Here is an 18935-nt window from a genome sequence, read left to right as displayed (position 1 = left end):
TTTTGATAAAATGTATTATAGGTGTTTCTTCGCTATGCAAATCAATATTTTGATGAAGATTTGATGAACTTATTATGAAGATTTGATAAACTACTATAGCGTGTTCGTTGTTTTGCATAAGTCCTATTGACATTAAAAGCAACTAAGTAATCGAACATATATATTGCAAGTCATTGCGAGGAACGAAGCAATCCCAAAGCCTTGCGATTAGTTTAGTTTGCTTCGTCCTTCGCAACTCTTCGCAATGACATAGTTACGTTTATTTATGTCCGACTACTTACACATCCTTCGCGATCGCAACTTCTGATTTACGTTTACGCTTGAACACCAGCCCTGTAAAAAAAGCAGCAGAAGTTACTATCCCAGCAATTTCTGAAGGTTCGGGAACAGCTTCAATTTCTTCTTGCTCCATCGCCCGCATTTTAAAAGAAAATTGATCCTGATTAGATTCTAATTTAATCGGGAAAGCGAGGGGGTTTTTCGGGTCAATTGTTGCGTCGATGCCAATGACGCTAAACTCGGAGACACCGTAACCAAGTAAAGCTACAAAATCGATGACTTCATTAGGCTTGAACTTGCCGATTTCTTTGCGACCAACTAAGACACTGAAAAGTTCGTCAGCATCAATACCGCTAGGTAAACTGAGAATTTTAGTAAATAATGAGGCTTCTTCTGGAATTGTCCCAGCGATGATTTCACCGCTACTAGAAGCCCCATTATCACCAATTTTGAATGTAAAACCAGCAGCCGTTGGCGGATCGAACCACTGACGATTTAACACATTATCAAATTGATACCAACCTTTCTCAAAATTATTAGGTAACAAGGGATTTCGCTGAGAAGTGCCGGCGATCGGATTGAGGATAAAAGCATGAGTTTCACCAGTCGCACGGTTAATGCCTTGACCCAGAATTTGTCCGTTATCGTTAATGTCACTTACTTGCTGTAAAAACCAGCGACTACCCATAGGAATCAGGCTATTGAGGTCAGCCATCTCGCCATCTTCCCAGATGAATGCGTGATTAAGCCCACCATTGCCAGTCGTGGTATCGTAACCGACCACTTGCCCTTTATTATTAATCGCAACCGCACTGCTTTGATTACCACCGAGAGTGCCAAGGTTTGTGACTTTACCGTTTGACCACAAGGTAGCATGACTTTGCTTAATGCTAGTATTTGATGAATGGCCAATTGCTTGCCCAGCATCATTAATATCATTAGCTATGCTTTGGTCGTAACCTAGAAGAGTTCCCAGGTCAATCATGTTGCCCTTTTCCCACTGGAAAGCATGAGTTGTGCCAAAACGAAGACCTGAATAACCAACTACTTGTCCTTGGTTGTTAATCGCCTGGGCTCCTCCATTGAAACCAAGAGTACCCAAATCAATCATCGTGCCATTTTCCCACAGAAAGGGATTAAATTTATCGCTAGCAAGGTTAAACTTACCAACTATTTGCCCAGCATCATTGATGTCTAGGGCCACACTGCTGATGCCACCATTATAACCGAGTTCAGTTCTTTGACCGTTTTCCCAAAAATAGGCATTATCTATCCAATTTTGACCAAGATAACGACCCACGACTTGACCAGAATTATTGATTTGGTAAGCCCAAGTGCTGCCTGTTAGCTCAGTAAATTGACCATTATTATCCCGCACCCAACCAACACCATCCCGACCAACTAGGGCTTGTCCGAGATTGTTCATACCATAGCTACTACCGGAGCCGAGATCCTGAATCTGATAGGAAGCGAAACCAGTATGAAGACTTAGGGCATTTACCGGTTCAATAACGATAAATCCTAATAGGCTGAAAGCAGTTAGAGACAGACATTTTTGAACAAATCTGCTCAAGGGAGCTGGTTGAAACATTTTGTTTGGTTTTTTCATGTGCACCTCTGAAAAGAAATAAACGTTAAGTGTGTGTCTACCAATAAACTCTGTCTCTCAAATGCGATCGCGTTTCTCATTCTAAAAAAGTGACCTAATCTTGTAGGGACACAATAATATTGTATCCTGACCGTGTATTAACTTATCTATTAGGAGCGAGCGGCTAGTTTTACGCGAAACGCGGCCTAATATTCAGAAAAGTTTACAAATCGCAGATTGTTTGGGTTTTGCCAGAAGTGTTTAGGTTGAGAAGGATGGGAGAGGGCGATCGCGCTTTTTTTCGGAAGGGGAAAGAAAGGGCGATCACAGCTTTTCACTGGGAATTATTTCGGATTCGTCCAGTAAATATTCGCACCATAGCCATTGGCTGTACCATTCGGAATGTTAATCCAGTTGGTGTATTCTTTGACCGTACTATTGACTGCTTTACCATCGCCATTAGAGTCCATGATCTTGACTTCTCGTTGCCCGTTAGGTAGTTGACGTGACTCCATTACAATTCCGACGTGACCATATCGGACTCCATTGACAATCCCAATATCAGGGAAAGAAATAATTGCACCGCGTTTTGGTAAGCCCGAACTTGTTGCAGCTCCGAAATTATTCGGGAGCATTTGGGAAACTACACGAGCAGTGTCTTTGCCATGACCAAAAGCACGAGGAACAGTACGTTCGTTAGCGGGTAGAAAAACTTCTTGAACGTATCGAGCAATCAAAGTTACACATTGACCCCGCAAGTCAGAATAACCATCTAAGCGAGTAATGCCTACTTGACCTTTAGCCGATCCAAAAAATGCTTCCATATTTGGGCTTGTTCCACCTGAACCAGGATCGGTTTTTGATAGAGAACCTTTATCAACGTAGTAAGCAGCAACAAACCCGCGCTTGCCATTCACCTCAACTTCATACCAGTCATTGCGATTGTCATTGCCGACCCTGTAAGTTCCACCAGTCACGCTTCCCAAAATCTTGAGGTTTGTACCCTGATTCAACTTGGTAGTGCTCGCTGCGTTAGTAGAAGCTGAACTCCTCAAATTGAGAGGTACACCACCAACATTTGAGTTAACAAAACCTGATTCCGGTGGTGGCGGTGCAGTCGAACCTTTATCAACGAAGAAAGCAGCAACAAAACCGCGCTTGCCATTCACTTCAACTTCATACCAATCATTGCGGTTGCCATTACTGGTACTGTAAGTTGCACCAGAAACCGATCGCAAAATCTTCAGTTCCTTACCGACAGGTAATGTGTCAATCCGATTTTGAGAAGTGACTTGAGCCTGACTCCTCAAATTCAAAGGCACGCTACCAACTCGCGAACTGACTCGACCAATCTCAAAATTAGTCTGATTCGGATTCGTTGTAGGAACTTGCTTCACAGGTGTACCTGACCCAGATTGATAACTCACTGGCAAATAAACTGATTCACCAACTCGTAACTGTCGCGCTTGAGCTTCAGTAAAAGTCCCGCCAGTCGGAGTTTTCACAATCTCACGCCAGCGGTTAGCATTCCCCAGTTCGCGTTGAGCGATCGCGGTTAGTGTATCGCCAGCTTTGATAATGTACTGTCGCTGTTGTCCAGGAGTTGCTGGAGGAGCAGACGAACCCGAACCATTGTTATTTCCTGTCCCAGGATTAGTGATATTGCCAGTGAGGAATTTCTCAATGCCGCGTCCGATCGCCCCTGCTGCTTTTTCAACATTGGCACGACTCATTCCTGGTGCATCGATAAACAAGGATTCTACCAACACAGCAGGTACACCAGTAGGTGCGCCACGCAGTACGCCAAAATTAGCTGTTTTTGCACCGCGATTGGGAATTTCTGAATCGGGAAAAACAGCGTCTAGTTCGCTGTTAATAGTCCGAGCAAGGCTACTATCTATGGCTGGTGCTGAAGTGTGAGAAAAAACTTCGTGGCCTTGGGCACTGCGGTTAAAGTAATTCAGATGCAGGGAAACGAATAGGTCTGAGCCACTACTTTGCTGACCGATTTGTTCGAGTCCCAAACTTCCATCATCAATAATCTTAACTTCCGCTCCCCGTTGCCTCAGATAGTCGGCGACAATTTGCGCTTGCACCATGTTTTCTGCTGCCTCGGTAGTGCCGTAACCCTCCGCGCCGGGATCGAATCTCCCAGGAGAGTTTCCATGTCCTGGATCTAAAGCTATTTTCTTGCCTGCTAAAGAACCAACGGGTGTCGGTGTTGGTGTTGGTGCAGGTGTTGGAGTCGGCGTAGGAGTTGGAGTTGGAGTTGGAGTTGGAGTTGGGCTGTTACCTGGCAGATAAACTACAGTCCCAACTGGTATATTCATTGCTTGCTGCGAGGTATAGGTGCTACCATCTGCTTTCTGGATTTCGACCCAACGACTGCCATTGCCAAGTTCTCGCTGCGCGATACCCCAAAGTGTATCTCCCGAGCGAAATGTATAGGGAATCCGAGCTGCCCTTTCCATAGGGGTGACTAAGCCATTGCCATTCCAAGTCTCAGGAAGGATGGTTGCTGATACCTCATACTCTTGCGGTATCGTGGCTAATGCCAAAGCTACTGCCGCTTCGATATTCAGCAACCCTGCACCGGTTTCGCTATCCCAATCTGTTGTCTTCAAATCCGTTGCAGTTTGCTTCAGAATTTCAATCACTTGACGCAAGCTCAAATTGGGATTTGTAGCCCATACTTGAGATGCAGCACCGGTGACTTTTGCTGTTGCTGCCGAAGTCCCTGACATCAAGCCAAGTCCATCTCCAACAGTTGATAATTGTGGACGATCAACAGTTCCTCCCGGTGCCAAAATATCTAAACCTTGACCGTAGCTGGAATAGTCCGATCGATCGTAAGCTTTGGAAAGTGCAATTTCATCATTAACCCGTTCCGCAGCGCCGACAGTAATAATATTGTCAAATTCTTGGGAAGCTTGACCCAAGGCAGACATGACGCCACCGTCGTTGCCAGCGGCGACTACCATTAATACTCCATTTTGGCGCGCATATTCGATCGCGCTCCTTTCCTTCGGCGTCAATTCATAGCGAGTTGTTATCGTACCGTCGGGATTAACTTGAGTAAGATCCATACTCAAATTAATCACTCCATTCTTTTTGCCAGAAGTCTTGACAAAATCAACATATTCAACTAATGAATCTGCCCATTTTCCCGAACCGATCGCCCTTCCAGCCCAAATAGGTGCTTTTTCATTAATGCCGTCAATACCAACACCGTTGTTTTGAGTGGCGGCAATAATTCCTAAAACATGAGTGCCATGTTCGTTGCCTTTACCAGGTTCCAATCTGGGGTCAGCATCGCCATCTACCCTGTCTTGTCCCCAAGTAATTCGCGAGTAGTCAATATCAGGATTGTTGCCAGCAAATCCCGTGTCAATGACTCCGATTATCGGCTGAACGGCAGCAGGAAAATCGAATTGTGCTGTCTCAATTGACGGTAATGGTGGCTGGATGGGCAGTAGGGTTAGTCGATCAACCGTCTCTTCCAGGCGATCGACTAAAGCCACAATCTTATCGGAAACAGTAGTTGATTCATTGAAAATCATCAACTTTTGAGCCACGCTTTCCAAACGGGCAATCAAAGTCTCGTTGCTGCTATTCCCACCCGGATCGTCGGCACTTCCCAAGTTAGTCAAACTTTGTTTCATGCTTTCCAATCGCGCTATCAAATTGGCAGAAATAGAATAATCTACTTCAGAACCCGTGGGAAAAACATCAATAGATGGTTGGGGATTTTCAACAGTAGCGGAATCCTCCTCAGTTGATTCATCAACTATCGGCAAACTCGGCAAAGACTCTTTTGGAATCACCACATCACTAACAGCCGGAGTTTCGGCAATTATTTCCTTCGTCTGCGACTCTTCACTCTTGTTAGCAGTCGTCACTTCCAGACTTTCCAAATCAGTTTCTTGCAGGGGCAATGAAGGCTTAACTTCCGCAGTGTCTTGACTCTCAACAGTCGCTGTTGGCTGAGTTTCCTTCACCGTTGAATAAACACTACTTTCAGGCAAAGTAACTGTGGATATTTCAGCTTTCTCAGTCTCTGTCAATGGCAATGACGGCTGCTTATCTTCAGCAGTTTCTTTACTCTCAATCGCCGTCGTTGGCAGAATTTCATTCACCGACTCTATAGGGTTTGCGACTACAACAACTTTAGTTGTTTCTGTTTTTTCTACATCAGTTACTAAAGCCTGCTTCGATTCCTCTTTCGCCGGGGTTTCCGCTGGCAAAACTTCCGGTTTGGTTTCTACCTTTGCCAGACTTACCACTGGCAAAAGTTCTGGTTGTGTCTCTACTTTAGACTGGTTTTCCGCTGGCAAAACTTCCGGTTTGGTTTCTACATTTGTCAGACTTGCCGCTGGCAAAATTTCCGCTTTTGTCTCTACTTTAGACTGGTTTTCCGCTGGCAAAACTTCGGGGTTTGTCTCTACCTTCTCCGTTGGTGTCGTTGCAGCAATTTCCGTCTCAAAAGTAGATTTTGCTGGCAAAGTTGGCGTTGCTGGTGCTTCGGTAACTTGGTCTTTTACCTCAGTTGTCGCTACGGGAAGAGGCGTTTTTTCAACTGGTAATTTTCCCGTCGAATCCGCCACAGTATCTTTGCCAGCAGTTGGTGTAGTTGTCGCATCTGTTGTCGGCTTTGTATCTACCTTATCGGTTGTTTCAACCTGAGTCGAATCACCAGAATTATTCGCAGTATCTTTGACTTCTTCCTCAGCCGTCACCGATGGAGTAGTAGGCTTTGTATCTACTTTGTCGGTTGTTTCAACTTGGGTCGAATCACCAGAACTATTCGCAGTATCTTTGACTTCTTCCTCAGTCGTCACCGCTGGAGTAGTAGGCTTTGTATCTACCTGATCCGTTGTTTCAACTTGGGCTGCATCAGTAGTATCTTCGTCGGTAGTAGTGGCAGGCGCTGGAGTTGTGGGAGTCTCTTTATCTGAAGTTGATGGATTCAGAATTTCCGTTTCTAAATCATCAAGTAAATCTGATAATTCAGCATCTACATTTGGTTTTGATTCCGGGGTAATGTAAGGTTTCGCATAAGCAATAAGTGCCTTGCCCAAATCTGTTTTCCGCCACTCTTTATCCGGGTTAATCACAGTATCAAGCAAAGCAGCTTTTGCCGTCGCACCCCGTACTTGGAAAATGATATCGTTGTAATCCCTATCACTCCCTGCATCTAACCGCATATCCTCCATGATAAAGGTATTACCTTCCCCCGTCATATCCGCCATTTGACCAAAGTGAAATCCCTCCACAGGATTTGCCATTGCCATAGAAAATAAAGGACGTTGATCGCCGCCAACAGTCGGATTATCAAACACAGACTTTACACTACCGTTGGGTACCAACATCACCCCATATTTACCCCCAGCAGTTACGGTAAAACTCTTGACTCCTAAGTAGACTCCTTCGTTGGCATTACTCTCTCCTAACAAACCGGAAAACCGCGCACCTTCTGTAGCATCGTTAATCACTACATGACCTTTCACAGAGTTACTTAAAGAACGCGCAGCTACTTCTTTAATGAATGCTTCAGAACCGGGTTCAAGTTTATCTAAATCCTCTAAACTGAAAATTGCTAACTCACCTTGGAACATTCCACCATCAAATGTGTAGTCTACACTAAGGCGACCAGTTTCATCCGTAGTAAAAATCCCGGAGGTAAAGGGAGAAATTAACTTTTTGTCGGTAGTCGGTTCTGGTTCTTTTTTGGTTTCAGTTGTTGCTACGGTAGTAGTTGAATTCTGTTTCTTTGTTTCTTCCCCGTTGCTGGTGTCAGTATTTGTTTCGTCCCCTGGCTTGCTGGCATCTGGGGAAATAGCAACTAAAGTCTCGTCTGTTTTTGGTTCTTGAGTGGCAACTGTTTCGCCTGCAACTGCATCTGTTTTGGCGGCGGCTGTGCTATTTGGATTGTTTGTGGCAACAGTTTCGCTGGGTTCTTCGGTGGTTGAAATTGCCGAAGCGGTTGGTGGTTTGTCTGGTGCGATTTCCCCCGCTGAGATAGTCTCTTCACTTGGCAGTTTTTCGCTAGCCGATTCAGGGGGCGCTACAGGTTTTTCCGGTTCAGATGTGAGAGCTGTTGCGGAGTCTGTAGCAACTGGTTTGTCTGGTTCGTCGGTAGTGGTTGATGTTGCTTCAACCGCAGATTCAGTCGCTGCTACAGGTTTTTCCGGTTCAGATGTGAGAGTTGTTTCGGAGTCTGTAGTGACTGGTTTGTCGGTAGTGGTTGATGTTGTTTCTGCGGCGGATTCAGTCGCTGCTACAGGTTTTTCCGGTTCAGATGTGAGAGCTGTTGCGGAGTCTGTAGCAACTGGTTTGTCTGGTTCGTCGGTAGTGGTTGATGTTGCTTCAACCGCAGATTCAGTCGCTGCTACAGGTTTTTCCGGTTCAGATGTGAGAGTTGTTTCGGAGTCTGTAGTGACTGGTTTGTCGGTAGTGGTTGATGTTGTTTCTGCGGCGGATTCAGTCGCTGCTACAGGTTTTTCCGGTTCAGATGTGAGAGTTGTTTCGGGGCCTGTAACAACTGGTTTGTCGGTAGTTGTTGATGTTGTTTCTGCGGTCACAGTCTTGTCATCAACAGGAGTCCCTGTAATTACATCTTTGCTTGCAGTCGGTTTTTCCGAAGTTGCGGCGCTGTTTGAAGGAAGTGGAGAATCTGATGTTGCACCGGTGAGGGTGTCTGCGTCGGATGATTTTTGACTGTTAGTTGGTGCTAAATTCAGCGTGTATTTGATGTCGCCGCTGATTGGCAAAACTTTGAGTGTATAGTCTCCGGCTACTAGGCTGTCAGCGCTAATTATTTCTGCACTGGTTCCCGGGTTGGTTGAACTGTAAAGTGTTGCGCCGCTAGAGTTTAACAGAAATACGTCGGCATTCCCGTTCAAACTGTCGATCGCGAATTTGAAACTGCCCGGACTGTTGATGTTAAATTTGTAAAGGTCAAAGATATTTGTAGTATCAACACTACCTGTGTAGCTTGTACTGTCAGTCAATGCCCCGATGTTAAGTTCAGTCATGTTACCCCGGAAAATAGTTGGTTGAATACGCCCTCAACTATCTATTTGGAACACCGTGAGGTTTTTATGCAAATTGCGGTAAATCGTTACATAAGTTTATATTTGAGGAACCGAACGCCCAAAACTTGAAAGCTACCTTACATTACGTCGATCACTGAGAAATAATACCTGATTATTTGGCTCTTCCGTGCTTAGTGTGCTAAATTTTTAGTTTTCTGGTCTCCTACATCATAGGTGGCTGGGATTTCAAGCCAATTGCCCCCAGTTGAGCAAGTTGCTCAACAGCGCAAGCAGAGGTAAATAATCTTAAAGCCTTACCTAGCAAAGTTTTGAGGATAAATTTAAGTTAACGCCAGCACACTCAGTATGAAACTTATGCGTAAAACTGCATCCGTATGACCTACCAGCCTTTTTAGTATTTTGTCACTGGACTATTTTATAAAAAAATGGATGGCTGTTTTTCCAAAAGAACAGATTTTAATCCTCAAAAGTGAAGAATTTTATAGCAACCCATCAGCCACAATGAAACAAGTTCATCGTTTTTTGAACTTACCAGACTATCAACTAACTGAGTATCGTAATTACAATCCAGGTTCATATTCTCTCGTCTCTGATAAATTACGTCAACAATTAGTGGAGTTCTTCCACCCTTATAATCAGGAACTAGAGGAATATTTAGGTATGGAGTTTAACTAGGAGTGATTATATTTGGAGCAATGGTTGGCTCAATATCTCCTGCGATCGCGATCGCTCTGATGGGGTAGCGATCGTCGGCAGCACCTACGCGATGCTCTTGTCTTTACCCCTGTCCCATAAATTAATATTGAGGCATCAGACTTAATCGCAGCCGGCCTCCGATTGACCGTCGCCTCCTTCTAGCAAACCTTGCGGTGCATCCAGCTATCGCCGTCACTCCCTAAAAAACCAAGGGCTCTCGTGGTCGGGGGGTAAGTTTTTACCCGACTGTCAAGCTCTGCTAGACAATAACATTTTACCCGATTAATTGTCAGAGTTAGCCACACAACAACATTTTACCCGACTGTCAAGCTTTGTCTGACAACAACATTTTGCCTTATTATCGAGGTATCGTTTTCAGCCTCAACGGAGCGCAAAAACCAGACAGCCCAGCCTCAAGTTGAGTGCTGGCATAACGGCTGCTATGCTACAAAATCGCTTCATAAATTTTAGCTGCCTGCCACTTTTCTCACACTTGCTTAACTTGATTTTTAATTCAACTCCGATGCCGGAACTTGACTATTAAATCACTTTAAATTTTGTTAAAAACGCTAAAAAATAGCTAATTGTTGCGTCAGCTAAAGTCAGGCGGAAAGCAGTATAATACCATTTTTTTAAAGATATGATAGACTTGCGTAAAAAGTAAAGGAGAGCATTACAATGTCTGGTCGTCCTCATATAAAGATTACCGAATCTGGAGAAAATTTGCGAGAAATCCTCAAGCAACAAAGAAGAATCCTAGCTTATAATAAAGTCCAAATGCTTTATTTATTTCAGTCAAAACAAGTAGAAACTGTGCGGGAAGTATCCGCTGTTTTAGGTAAAAGTGAGGCAACGATTCATCGCTGGCTCGGACAATATAGAAGGGGCGGTCTGGAAAATTTGTTAAAAAATAGGCAGGTTTTCGGTCGCCCAAAAAAGTTCTCAGTTGAAATAGCAGCGACCTTGCAACAAGAGTTGAGAGACCCCGAAGGATTTAAGAGTTATAAAGAAGTTCATCTTTGGCTCTGGTTGATTAAAGGAATAGCCAGTAGTTACCCGGCTGTCTATTCTTTAGTAAGAGGGGAATTAAAAAGTAAATTAAAAATTCCCAGACCTCGCAGTATTTCTCAGAAATCTACGGCAATTAATGAATTTAAAAACAACTTGCATCAACAGATAAAAGCTTTACTATACAAAGCTTTACCTCAAGTAAACAAATATAAAAAAGTCACTTATTGGTGTAGTGATGAAACGCGGATAGGGCTGCATACAATTTGTCGGCGTAAGCTGACCCTTTTCGGCGTAAAGCCCGCCGGAAAGCATCAATGGAAATTTGAGTGTTTTTGGCTGTATGGCGCAGTATCGATCCCTGCGGGGAAAAGTTTTTTTTGGGAGTTTTCCCATTTAGACAAAGTTTGTTTTGAAGCATATTTACAACTTTTGTCAATCCAATATCCTCATGAATTACACATCATTCAAGTAGATAACGCACCCGCTCATAATTTAAGCTCATCTGAATTACCAGACAATATCATTTTACGTAAGGATTCAGGTCAAAAAAAACTTCAGTGGCAAAAGCGGGTAAAATAAACGAATGAAAAAGCCCGCAGCGACCAGAAAGCAGAAAAAAACCGAAATCGAGCAGTTGAGCCAAGCTGAACTGGTGGAAATGGTACTGGGGCTGCAAAAAATCATTGAAGAATTGCAAGAAAAATTAGCTATTGCTACGGGCAAAAGGCGGAGCACCAGTCAGACTTCTTCAAAGCCCCCATCAACGGATCTGCTCCAAAAACCAGAGAAATCAACAGTCAAAGCAGAAGAAGACCAGAAAAAGAAACCAGGCGGACAACCAGGTCATCAGGGGAAAACTCGCAAAGGGTTTGGACGAGTAGATAGAACCGAAATTAGCTCACCCAACATCTGTCAAAATTGTGGCAGTCAAGAATTAAGTGAAGTAATCAACATCCACAGACAGCAAGTAGCAAGTCTAGTAGCAAAACCAATCGAGGTCGTCGAATATCAGACACACTCGTGTAAATGCCTCGAATGTGGTGCAATAGTTAGAGGAGAACCACCCTTGGGAATAGTTCCAGGCCAAGACTTGAGCATTAATCTCCAATCCCTATTAGTCTGGCTGGGCAATTATGGGCATCTTTCCTACGGCAAGCTGACTGAATTGTTGTGGGAACTCGGCACGATTGAAGTCGGAGTGGGAACACTCCAAAAAACCAATCAACGAGTAGCAGCAGCAGTCAAACCAGCGCTCAAAGCACTGTGGGAATGGGCACCTCTTCAATCAAATGTTCATGTAGATGAAACGCCGTGGTGTGTCATGGGGGTTAAAGAATGGCTATGGACGGCTAGTGGAGAGGGATTCTGTTTATTCCATGCCGCAGATACCAGGGGACGTGTGGAATTGGAAACAATGCTGGGTACAGAATTTGCTGGAGTCTTAAGCTCAGATGATTTCAGTGTTTATAATGGTGGCACAATCACAGCCCAACAGAAGTGTCTAGCCCATTTACGACGGCATTTTAAGAGAGTGCTGGGACTCCCGGGTGACAATAATGCAGCAGTCGCCCAAGTATTTATTTCATTAATAGATGAAGCTTTTAAGGCCCATGAGTCCTGGCGAAAGACGAAGGAGCAACTCACCTACAACTCGTGGGCTCAGGATTTCAAAATACGATTGAATCAAGCTTTGGCAACTTGGTTGAACCAAGTTGGTTATGCGGCAGGTTTGTTACTCAAATCTTTACGGGATAAGGCAGAACAATGGTGGTATTTTCTGAATGACCCCTCGGTTCCTCCAGATAATAATTTAGCAGAACGTTCCCTACGCCTAGCTGTAACGAAACGGAAAGTTTCTGGCGGCTCTCGTTCGATGAAGCGATTTGAGGAAACTGCTAATCTATTGAGTGTGATTCAAACCTGTCGTTTTCAAGCTCGTTCAGTAATGGCTTTTTTCCGTGAGGCTATTTCTGCCCATTCTTGTGACTTGACTATTCCTGAGCTTATTCCCTTCTTTCAGACCTGAATCCTTACCATTTTACTATTTCAGCCTCCGGCTTGTCCCGAAGTAAATCCCACAGAAAGAGTGTGGGAATATCTTAAAGATTTTTTAGCTTGGTCGGTGTTTAGTAATCTTGACGAACTCCGCACAAAAGTCCAGGAAATTTTGGCATCTTTCACCGCTCGCGTCATTGGTTTTCTCACCGGATGGTCTTGGATTTTACATTCTTTATCTCTATCAGATCTTTAAAAAAATGGTATAAAGTCAGGCGGAAGGCAGTATAAACTCAGTGAGATTACAGGCATTTGCAGGGACTGTACTCTACCTGTATTTACCTGAAAATATCCTGCAAATGCCTGAATTTTTCGGTCAAATTACTGCTTTTTTGTGCAAGGACTGCCTTTGCTTGTTGAGGCTGGTTTTGGCTGTTCTTTCTCGATAGCAAGCAATGGTTTTGCGATCGCAAACCATGACTAATGTGTGCAGAGAAAAATAATCCACCCCCATCAATATTGAGCATAGTGCTTACCCGCAGTTCAAACCTTGTTGATATGGAATCAGTTGCGACTCGCGAGTCGCGACTGAAGCGTCCATGCCTCAATAAGAGCGGTAAGGTATGGGACAGGCACTGCGAATTATGTTTTTGTTGGAATATATTAGCGATCGCTCTTTACGGCAAGAGATTACTGCTTGTACTCATAACGTGGAGAATTATAACCGCCATTGATAGCTAGGAGTCGAGCGACTACTGTAAACCGAGCGACTACTGTAAACCGAGCGACTACTGTAAACCGAGTCAGGCGGTAAATTTTTATCCGACTGTCAAGCTTTATCAGACAATAACAGTTTAGCCGATTGCAAAGCGCGGGCCCGACAACAGCAATTTACGCGACTGTCAAGGCTGACATAACGGCTGCTGTGTTGCCAATTTTCTCATACTCCTTATTTGATTTTTTATTCAATTTAGATAACGGCTACTGTGTTGCCAATTTTTTCGCACTTGCTTAAATTGATTTTTAATTCAACTTAGGTATCGTAACTTGACTATTAAATCAATCCAGTTTTTGTTAAAAACGCTAAAAAATTAGCTAATTGTTGCGTCAGCTAAAGTCAGGCATTTGCAGTATAAAGTCAGGCATTTGCAGTATAAAGTCAGGCGGAAAGCAGGTATTTGCAGGGGGTGCACTTTACCTGCATTTACCTGAAAATATCCTGCAAATGCCTGATTTTTTCGGTCAAATTACTGCTTTTTTGTGCTGTTCGTGCCATAACCTGTTGGGACTGGTTAGGGCTGTTCTCTATCGGTAGCAAGCAATGGTTTTGTGATCACAAACGGCGACTTTATATTTCAGATATAAAAATCATCCACCCCATGAATAGAGATTACTGTCTGTACTAATCAGGTGGAGAACTATAACGAGCATTGATAGTTGGGAGTCGATCGACTGCGGTAAATCAAGCCGCTGTTCCCTCACGACTGCTGTAAACCAAGCGGTCGTTTCCTCACGGCTACTGTAAACCGAGTTTGTAGGAGGTCACGGAGCTTCGAGTACAAGATTGAATTAAACCGGAGGAAGCGAATAATTCGCAATCCTCCATCCGACCTTCGTAATTATTCGGTCATTCGGCCTCTCACGACCGAGAATAATTTGCGATCGAAGAAAAGAAACAAGTTTTCTTTATTTCAAACATCGGACGATCGAGGAAATGGTAATGACGAAGGTCGAGCGCTCGAAGGGCGGAGTATGCGTTGACTTTTACAGCTACCAACACGATAGCCATCGACTGTAAGTAGCGATCGCTCGCAACACAGGCAAGTGCAGTATAAAGTCAGGCATTTGCAGTACAAAATCAGTAAGGAGACAGGCATTTGCAGGAACTGCACTCTACCTGTATTTACCCGAAAATATCCTGCAAATGCCTGAATTTGTCGGTCAAATTGCTGCTTTTTTGTGTCGAGCGTACATTTGCTGGTTGAGGCAGGTTATGGCTGTTCTTGAGTAGTAGCAAGCAATGTTTTTGCGATCGCAAACCCTAACTAATCTATGCAGACAAAAAATAATGCACCCTTATGAATGGGGAATCCTAGATGTCAAGGCGCTTAATTTTTACCCGATATTCGACTGTGCCGATTGCTCACATTGCTCCTGCTGTTGTGGCGGCTTTTGTGGCAGCACCGGCATCAATTGCCACAACTTTCCCATCGCACTTGGGTAGCGATCGCTCACATTGCTCGCTCTCTTGTTAACCAGCCATCGCTCTTTTGTTAACCAGCCATCACCGTCAGACGTTTAATCGTCCTTCCACTGCGATCGCCTCACTCGCTATAATTTATACACAAAAATTAAATAAACTGAGAGTTGGGTAGGCATCAGTCTCTACTTTGATAAACCCTCTAATAGCCCTCTCCAATTGGAGGGGATAAAATCACCTGACTAGCGGTTTTTAATTACAGCGGTTAACTTGTATCTTGGCAAGAGGTTTTTACTGATTAAAAACTATGAAAACTTTACCGTCCGTCAAACCCAGAGAGCGGCTATCCAACCATATTCACATTCGCCTCACTGACTCTGACTACAATCAAATTAAAGCAAGAGCCTCGCTAGTCAATTTGAGCATGAGCGACTTCATGCGCCGTGCAGCTTTGAGGAGAACCATGCCGCGCCCTCTAGCTGCATTTGACTTAAAAGCCTATCAAGTGTTATGCAAGATTGATGCCCAATTGAGAATTGCCGGAAACAACCTCAATCAGATGGCTAAAGCTTGCAATAGTGCTGTGGCATTGGGAGAACCCGTTGTTGTCAATACAGGACTCTTAGAAAGCGTACAGCAACTCATTCGAGAAAACGGGAAGGCAATTAAAACAATAGTTGCAAACCTCGCTAAATCTACAGTACGCTAATTATTAACAAGCCTGGGCTTTACCGCCTGAGCAATCGATGCTGTGAAACTGACGGCTTTTCGGTTATGATTGGCAAACAAATCAAAGGTACAGGCTTTCGGGGCTGTCTGAACTACGTGCTAGGTAAAAAAGACGCCGCTCTAATTGGCGGTACTATGTGCGGACAAACTCCTGAAGAACTCGCTGCTGAATTTGCCATCGCCCGACAGCTAAGACCTAACCTGAAAGTAGCAGTTTTTCATGCCACTTTATCTGTCGGTAGCACCGAAAAACTAGAAGATTCTGAAGAAAATGACCAACGCTGGCTGGCTATCGCAGCCAACTACATGAAAGCGATGGAATTTGACAACAACCAGTACGCAGTTGTCAAGCACAGCGATACAGAACACGACCACATTCACATCGTCGCCAGTCGCATTTGCCTAGATGGAGGTGTTGTTGACGATAGCTGGGACTATTACAAAAGCCAAGAAACTATTCGCCAGCTCGAACGGAGTTACAACCTGGAAACTGTTACACCCAGTTGGGAAACAGACAAGCGAGCTCAGACTACAGGAGAACACAGGCAATTTAAAAGCAAGGGAAACAAGAGTGTCAGGGTGCAATTGCAAGACCTAATTGATGAAGTTACCCAAGACAACCCAAGTATGCCAGAATTCGTTGAGCGGTTGCAGCAACAAGCCGTAGAGGTGCAAGTCACACTAACTGGAATCGGCTTCAGTAAAGGCATTTCTTACAATTTAGATGGAGTCGCTTTAAGTGGCACTCAGTTGGGTAAAGCCTACACTTTTTCTGGATTGCAAAAGCATCGAGGCGTTAGCTATGACAAAGGGCGAGATAACGCCCTAATTGAGGCTTTAATGCAGCCACAACACTTAGCGAACGCCCCTGGCGAGGCAGAGGAAAATGAGCTAGAGTCGTCACAATCCGAGTTAGTAGCAAGCGCACCTGCAACTCCTGCAACAGCAAATGAGCTAGAGTCGTCACAATCTGAGCTAGAAACAACCGCACCTGCAATTCCTGCAACAGCAAATGAGTTAGAGTTACAACTGTCAATCCTGCCTGAAAGGAATGAAACTCAGTGGCAAAAAGTGCGATCGCATCTAGCTGTCGAGTACAGTTTACCTTTAGAATTGCTTGAAAAATTGCACTCTCATTCTTGGCTGTATGCCGACTCAGAAAAGGCTGTCTTTACAGCACGGACGCTTGACGGGGAAGCCAGCTTCGCTTTTGTTCTCGATGAAAGAGGCAACTTTACTACAACCCATCCCCTGTCATCTGAAGCTGCTTTCTGGGTAGCGACTACTGGAGAAATTGAGCGAGCTGTGATTGCCTGTAACCCAATAGAGGTTCTTTCAATTTTGCTTGTTGAACAGGAAAACTCTGCAACAGCACCAGCGACAATTTACCTAGGAATTGAACGAGCTTCACAACTGCCTATACAATTCTTACAAGAACTCGATAGCGTTATTATAGCGATTGCAGAAGATTATATGCTCGCTCGAAATGCAAGCGACCTGCTACCGAATGCAGAACTTGTTAATCCACAGTCAAGTTGGAATGATATCTGGATACAATTAATTGAGCAAGAACAGCAAACTCAAAAACAAAATAACCAACAGTACAAACAGCGCATCCAAGATATCGAACTGGATTAGTTATGGTTCCCTGAAAAAGTGAGTAGTGTTTAATAAAAACGCTACTTAACAAACTTCCAGCTTACGACCTAAATTACTGATAGTGCTACCACTAAGTATTACAAGTTGGTGAATAAATTTATCAACTATTTTTCCTGGATTTCCTAAGAAAATTGACACGGCGCTGGCTCATTTTTTTTGGTGAGCCGACCTTGAAAAAAAATATTTATACGTTTTTTCCTAAAAGTTAGTACAAAAAAAATGAGCGCTGTCGCGCCAAAAAATAAAGTATCGGAGATAAAAAATGGAAGTATCGCAAACCAACACCTACAATTTCAATAATTTAACCTTCGTCCACCAAACAGAAAACGAACTGTACATCATGGGCAGGGAAACAACACTTGTATTGAATTTTCAACAAACAAGCTATCAAACGCTCGACAAAATAATCCACGCTCTGCGACTTGTCAGAGACAAAAAAGTCCTAGACAGAAAGTCAATTCTTGAGCAAGAACTGCTGGCATTAAACTTCCAATTCACGGAAGAAAGCAGCAACCGTAGCAACAACGACACCAACAATGGTAGCAGCAATGGTAGCAGCAACGGCAGCAACAAAAACTGCGAGCTAAAAATCGACTGGTAATTAAATTATGCCGGAGAGACAAGTTTGTTTCTCCGGCGGCCAATAGCAAACATTAAAACCACATTCAAAAATGGCTTCCTCTCATAGCAGCATAGGTGTATATCCTGCACTAAGACCAAGCCGATATGTTCGACCGGGCGCAACACTAAGTCGGCTGGACAATTATATTCGGACGAAAGGCTTTTTCTGACATAAAAAAGGCAGAGGGGCAAAGTTTTGTGGCGCTGCCCGAGAACATCGCTTTCAGATGAAGAGCGTATATACTTGAAATACAACTATCCGAGATATTAAACACAACGAGTCAGTACAGCTATGTCTGCTAAAGATGTCTTTCACGAAGTCGTTAAAATCGCTCTCCAGAAAGATGGATGGCAGATTACTCACGATCCATACACTTTACAAGCAGGAACTCTAGAACTTTACATCGACTTGGGTGCCGAAAGGGTGGTTGCGGCCGAAAAAGACGGACAAAAAATTGCCGTTGAAATCAAAAGCTTTATTGGCCCCTCCAAAATCTCCCAGTTTTACACAGCTTTAGGACAATTCATTAGTTATCGAGCAGCTTTGCAACAACAAGAAACTGACAGACTTTTATACCTAGCAGTACCCAGCAATGTCTACGATAGTTTTTTTACAATGGGGTTTATTCAGTCTTTAATTCAACAAAATCAAATTCATTTAATTGTTTACGATATAGAGCAGGAGGCGATCGCACAATGGCAAATGTAGACCTTTATAGGCAGCACATCCAAAATCTGCTCTCCCAACACGCTAGTCTTGTGTGGGATGAGCGAATTCAGGCTCAAACTATCTTTGATACCGAGCGCGATCATTATCAATTAGTATATGTGGGCTGGCGCAATCACCGGCGAATTTATGGCCCGGTTTTGCACCTGGATATTATGGACAATAAAATTTGGATTCAGCAGGATGGAACCGAGGTGGGTATTGCTAACGAGCTCGTAGAATTAGGAGTTCCTAAACAAGACATTATACTTGGCTTTGACCCTCCTAATATGCGACAATTAAGTGACTTTGCTATTGGATAAATTACGCTTAAGAGTTAAAAAATTAGCTGTTTTTAAGGCTACTTTTTTTAATAGTTAACCGCTTTCGTCAGCG

12 protein-coding genes are annotated in these 18935 nt (G+C 43.8%); 9 read left to right on the top strand and 3 right to left on the bottom strand.

From position 1 onward, the window contains the following. Positions 1-277: 277 nt before the first annotated feature. Together QUA20_RS01925 and QUA20_RS01920 are read right to left on the bottom strand one after the other, a co-directional pair. Positions 278-1870, bottom strand: coding sequence for a DUF3466 family protein (locus QUA20_RS01925; RefSeq protein ID WP_333184883.1), 1593 nt, complete (start codon positions 1868-1870; stop codon positions 278-280). Between the two features lie 341 nt (positions 1871-2211). Then, positions 2212-8901: a S8 family serine peptidase gene (locus QUA20_RS01920; RefSeq protein ID WP_333184881.1), complete on the bottom strand. Its 6690-nt coding sequence runs from the start codon at positions 8899-8901 to the stop codon at positions 2212-2214. Positions 8902-9321: 420 nt separating this feature from the next. Between QUA20_RS01920 and QUA20_RS01915 the strand changes: the two genes are divergently transcribed. The 3 genes from QUA20_RS01915 to tnpC all read left to right on the top strand — a co-directional run bounded on the left by QUA20_RS01915 (position 9322) and on the right by tnpC (position 12655). Continuing rightward, positions 9322-9597 (top strand): sulfotransferase domain-containing protein, encoded by a 276-nt coding sequence (locus tag QUA20_RS01915; RefSeq protein WP_333184878.1) that lies wholly within the window; start codon positions 9322-9324, stop codon positions 9595-9597. Positions 9598-10296: 699 nt separating this feature from the next. Continuing rightward, positions 10297-11208 carry an IS630 family transposase gene (locus QUA20_RS01910; protein ID WP_333184875.1) on the top strand — a complete coding sequence of 304 codons (912 nt, stop codon included), beginning with the start codon at positions 10297-10299 and terminating at the stop codon, positions 11206-11208. A gap of 4 nt (positions 11209-11212) precedes the next feature. Next, positions 11213-12655, top strand: a complete 1443-nt coding sequence (gene tnpC, locus QUA20_RS01905) for an IS66 family transposase (protein WP_333184871.1) — start codon at positions 11213-11215, stop codon at positions 12653-12655. Positions 12656-12675: 20 nt separating this feature from the next. On the opposite strand, the gene QUA20_RS01900 is transcribed toward tnpC, so the two are convergent. Next, a complete protein-coding gene (locus QUA20_RS01900) occupies positions 12676-12822 on the bottom strand; it encodes a hypothetical protein (protein WP_333184868.1) in 147 nt (48 codons plus the stop codon). Between the two features lie 425 nt (positions 12823-13247). On the opposite strand from QUA20_RS01900, the gene QUA20_RS31910 reads away from it, so the two are divergent. The 6 genes from QUA20_RS31910 (at position 13248) to QUA20_RS01875 (ending at position 18862) form a co-directional block, all read left to right on the top strand. Then, positions 13248-13358 (top strand): Tn3 family transposase, encoded by a 111-nt coding sequence (locus QUA20_RS31910; RefSeq protein ID WP_071884050.1) that lies wholly within the window; start codon positions 13248-13250, stop codon positions 13356-13358. Between the two features lie 1773 nt (positions 13359-15131). Beyond that, the gene (locus QUA20_RS01895) at positions 15132-15533 is read left to right on the top strand and encodes a plasmid mobilization protein (protein ID WP_333184865.1); all 402 of its coding nucleotides are present in this window, start codon (positions 15132-15134) and stop codon (positions 15531-15533) included. A 65-nt stretch (positions 15534-15598) separates the two neighbouring features. After that, the gene (locus tag QUA20_RS01890) at positions 15599-17191 is read left to right on the top strand and encodes a relaxase/mobilization nuclease domain-containing protein (RefSeq protein ID WP_333184862.1); all 1593 of its coding nucleotides are present in this window, start codon (positions 15599-15601) and stop codon (positions 17189-17191) included. A gap of 283 nt (positions 17192-17474) precedes the next feature. After that, positions 17475-17813: a hypothetical protein gene (locus QUA20_RS01885; protein ID WP_333184859.1), complete on the top strand. Its 339-nt coding sequence runs from the start codon at positions 17475-17477 to the stop codon at positions 17811-17813. 312 nt (positions 17814-18125) lie between these two features. Beyond that, entirely contained in the window at positions 18126-18542 is a 417-nt protein-coding gene (locus QUA20_RS01880; protein WP_333184857.1) for a XisH family protein, read from the top strand. Further along, positions 18530-18862: a XisI protein gene (locus QUA20_RS01875; RefSeq protein ID WP_333184854.1), complete on the top strand. Its 333-nt coding sequence runs from the start codon at positions 18530-18532 to the stop codon at positions 18860-18862. The genes QUA20_RS01880 and QUA20_RS01875 overlap by 13 nt, the downstream gene beginning before the upstream one ends. Positions 18863-18935: the final 73 nt, after the last annotated feature.

The sequence above is a fragment of the Microcoleus sp. Pol7_A1 genome (assembly GCF_036701085.1).
Classification (GTDB): domain Bacteria; phylum Cyanobacteriota; class Cyanobacteriia; order Cyanobacteriales; family Microcoleaceae; genus Microcoleus; species Microcoleus asticus.
The sequence above is the reverse complement of the archived record's forward strand: the minus strand, read 5'-3'. Positions and strand labels throughout refer to the sequence as shown.

Bases quoted from the DNA above. Each gene is read 5' to 3' on its own strand.
- QUA20_RS01895 (WP_333184865.1), top strand. From the start codon at position 15,132: ATGAAAACTTTACCGTCCGTCAAACCCAGAGAGCGGCTATCCAACCAT.
- QUA20_RS01880 (WP_333184857.1), top strand. From the start codon at position 18,126: ATGTCTGCTAAAGATGTCTTTCACGAAGTCGTTAAAATCGCTCTCCAG.
- QUA20_RS01925 (WP_333184883.1), bottom strand. From the start codon at position 1,870: ATGTTTCAACCAGCTCCCTTGAGCAGATTTGTTCAAAAATGTCTGTCT.
- QUA20_RS31910 (WP_071884050.1), top strand. From the start codon at position 13,248: ATGGGACAGGCACTGCGAATTATGTTTTTGTTGGAATATATTAGCGAT.
- QUA20_RS01875 (WP_333184854.1), top strand. From the start codon at position 18,530: ATGGCAAATGTAGACCTTTATAGGCAGCACATCCAAAATCTGCTCTCC.
- QUA20_RS01920 (WP_333184881.1), bottom strand. From the start codon at position 8,901: ATGACTGAACTTAACATCGGGGCATTGACTGACAGTACAAGCTACACA.
- QUA20_RS01910 (WP_333184875.1), top strand. From the start codon at position 10,297: ATGTCTGGTCGTCCTCATATAAAGATTACCGAATCTGGAGAAAATTTG.
- tnpC (WP_333184871.1), top strand. From the start codon at position 11,213: ATGAAAAAGCCCGCAGCGACCAGAAAGCAGAAAAAAACCGAAATCGAG.
- QUA20_RS01900 (WP_333184868.1), bottom strand. From the start codon at position 12,822: ATGACGCGAGCGGTGAAAGATGCCAAAATTTCCTGGACTTTTGTGCGG.
- QUA20_RS01885 (WP_333184859.1), top strand. From the start codon at position 17,475: ATGGAAGTATCGCAAACCAACACCTACAATTTCAATAATTTAACCTTC.
- QUA20_RS01890 (WP_333184862.1), top strand. From the start codon at position 15,599: ATGATTGGCAAACAAATCAAAGGTACAGGCTTTCGGGGCTGTCTGAAC.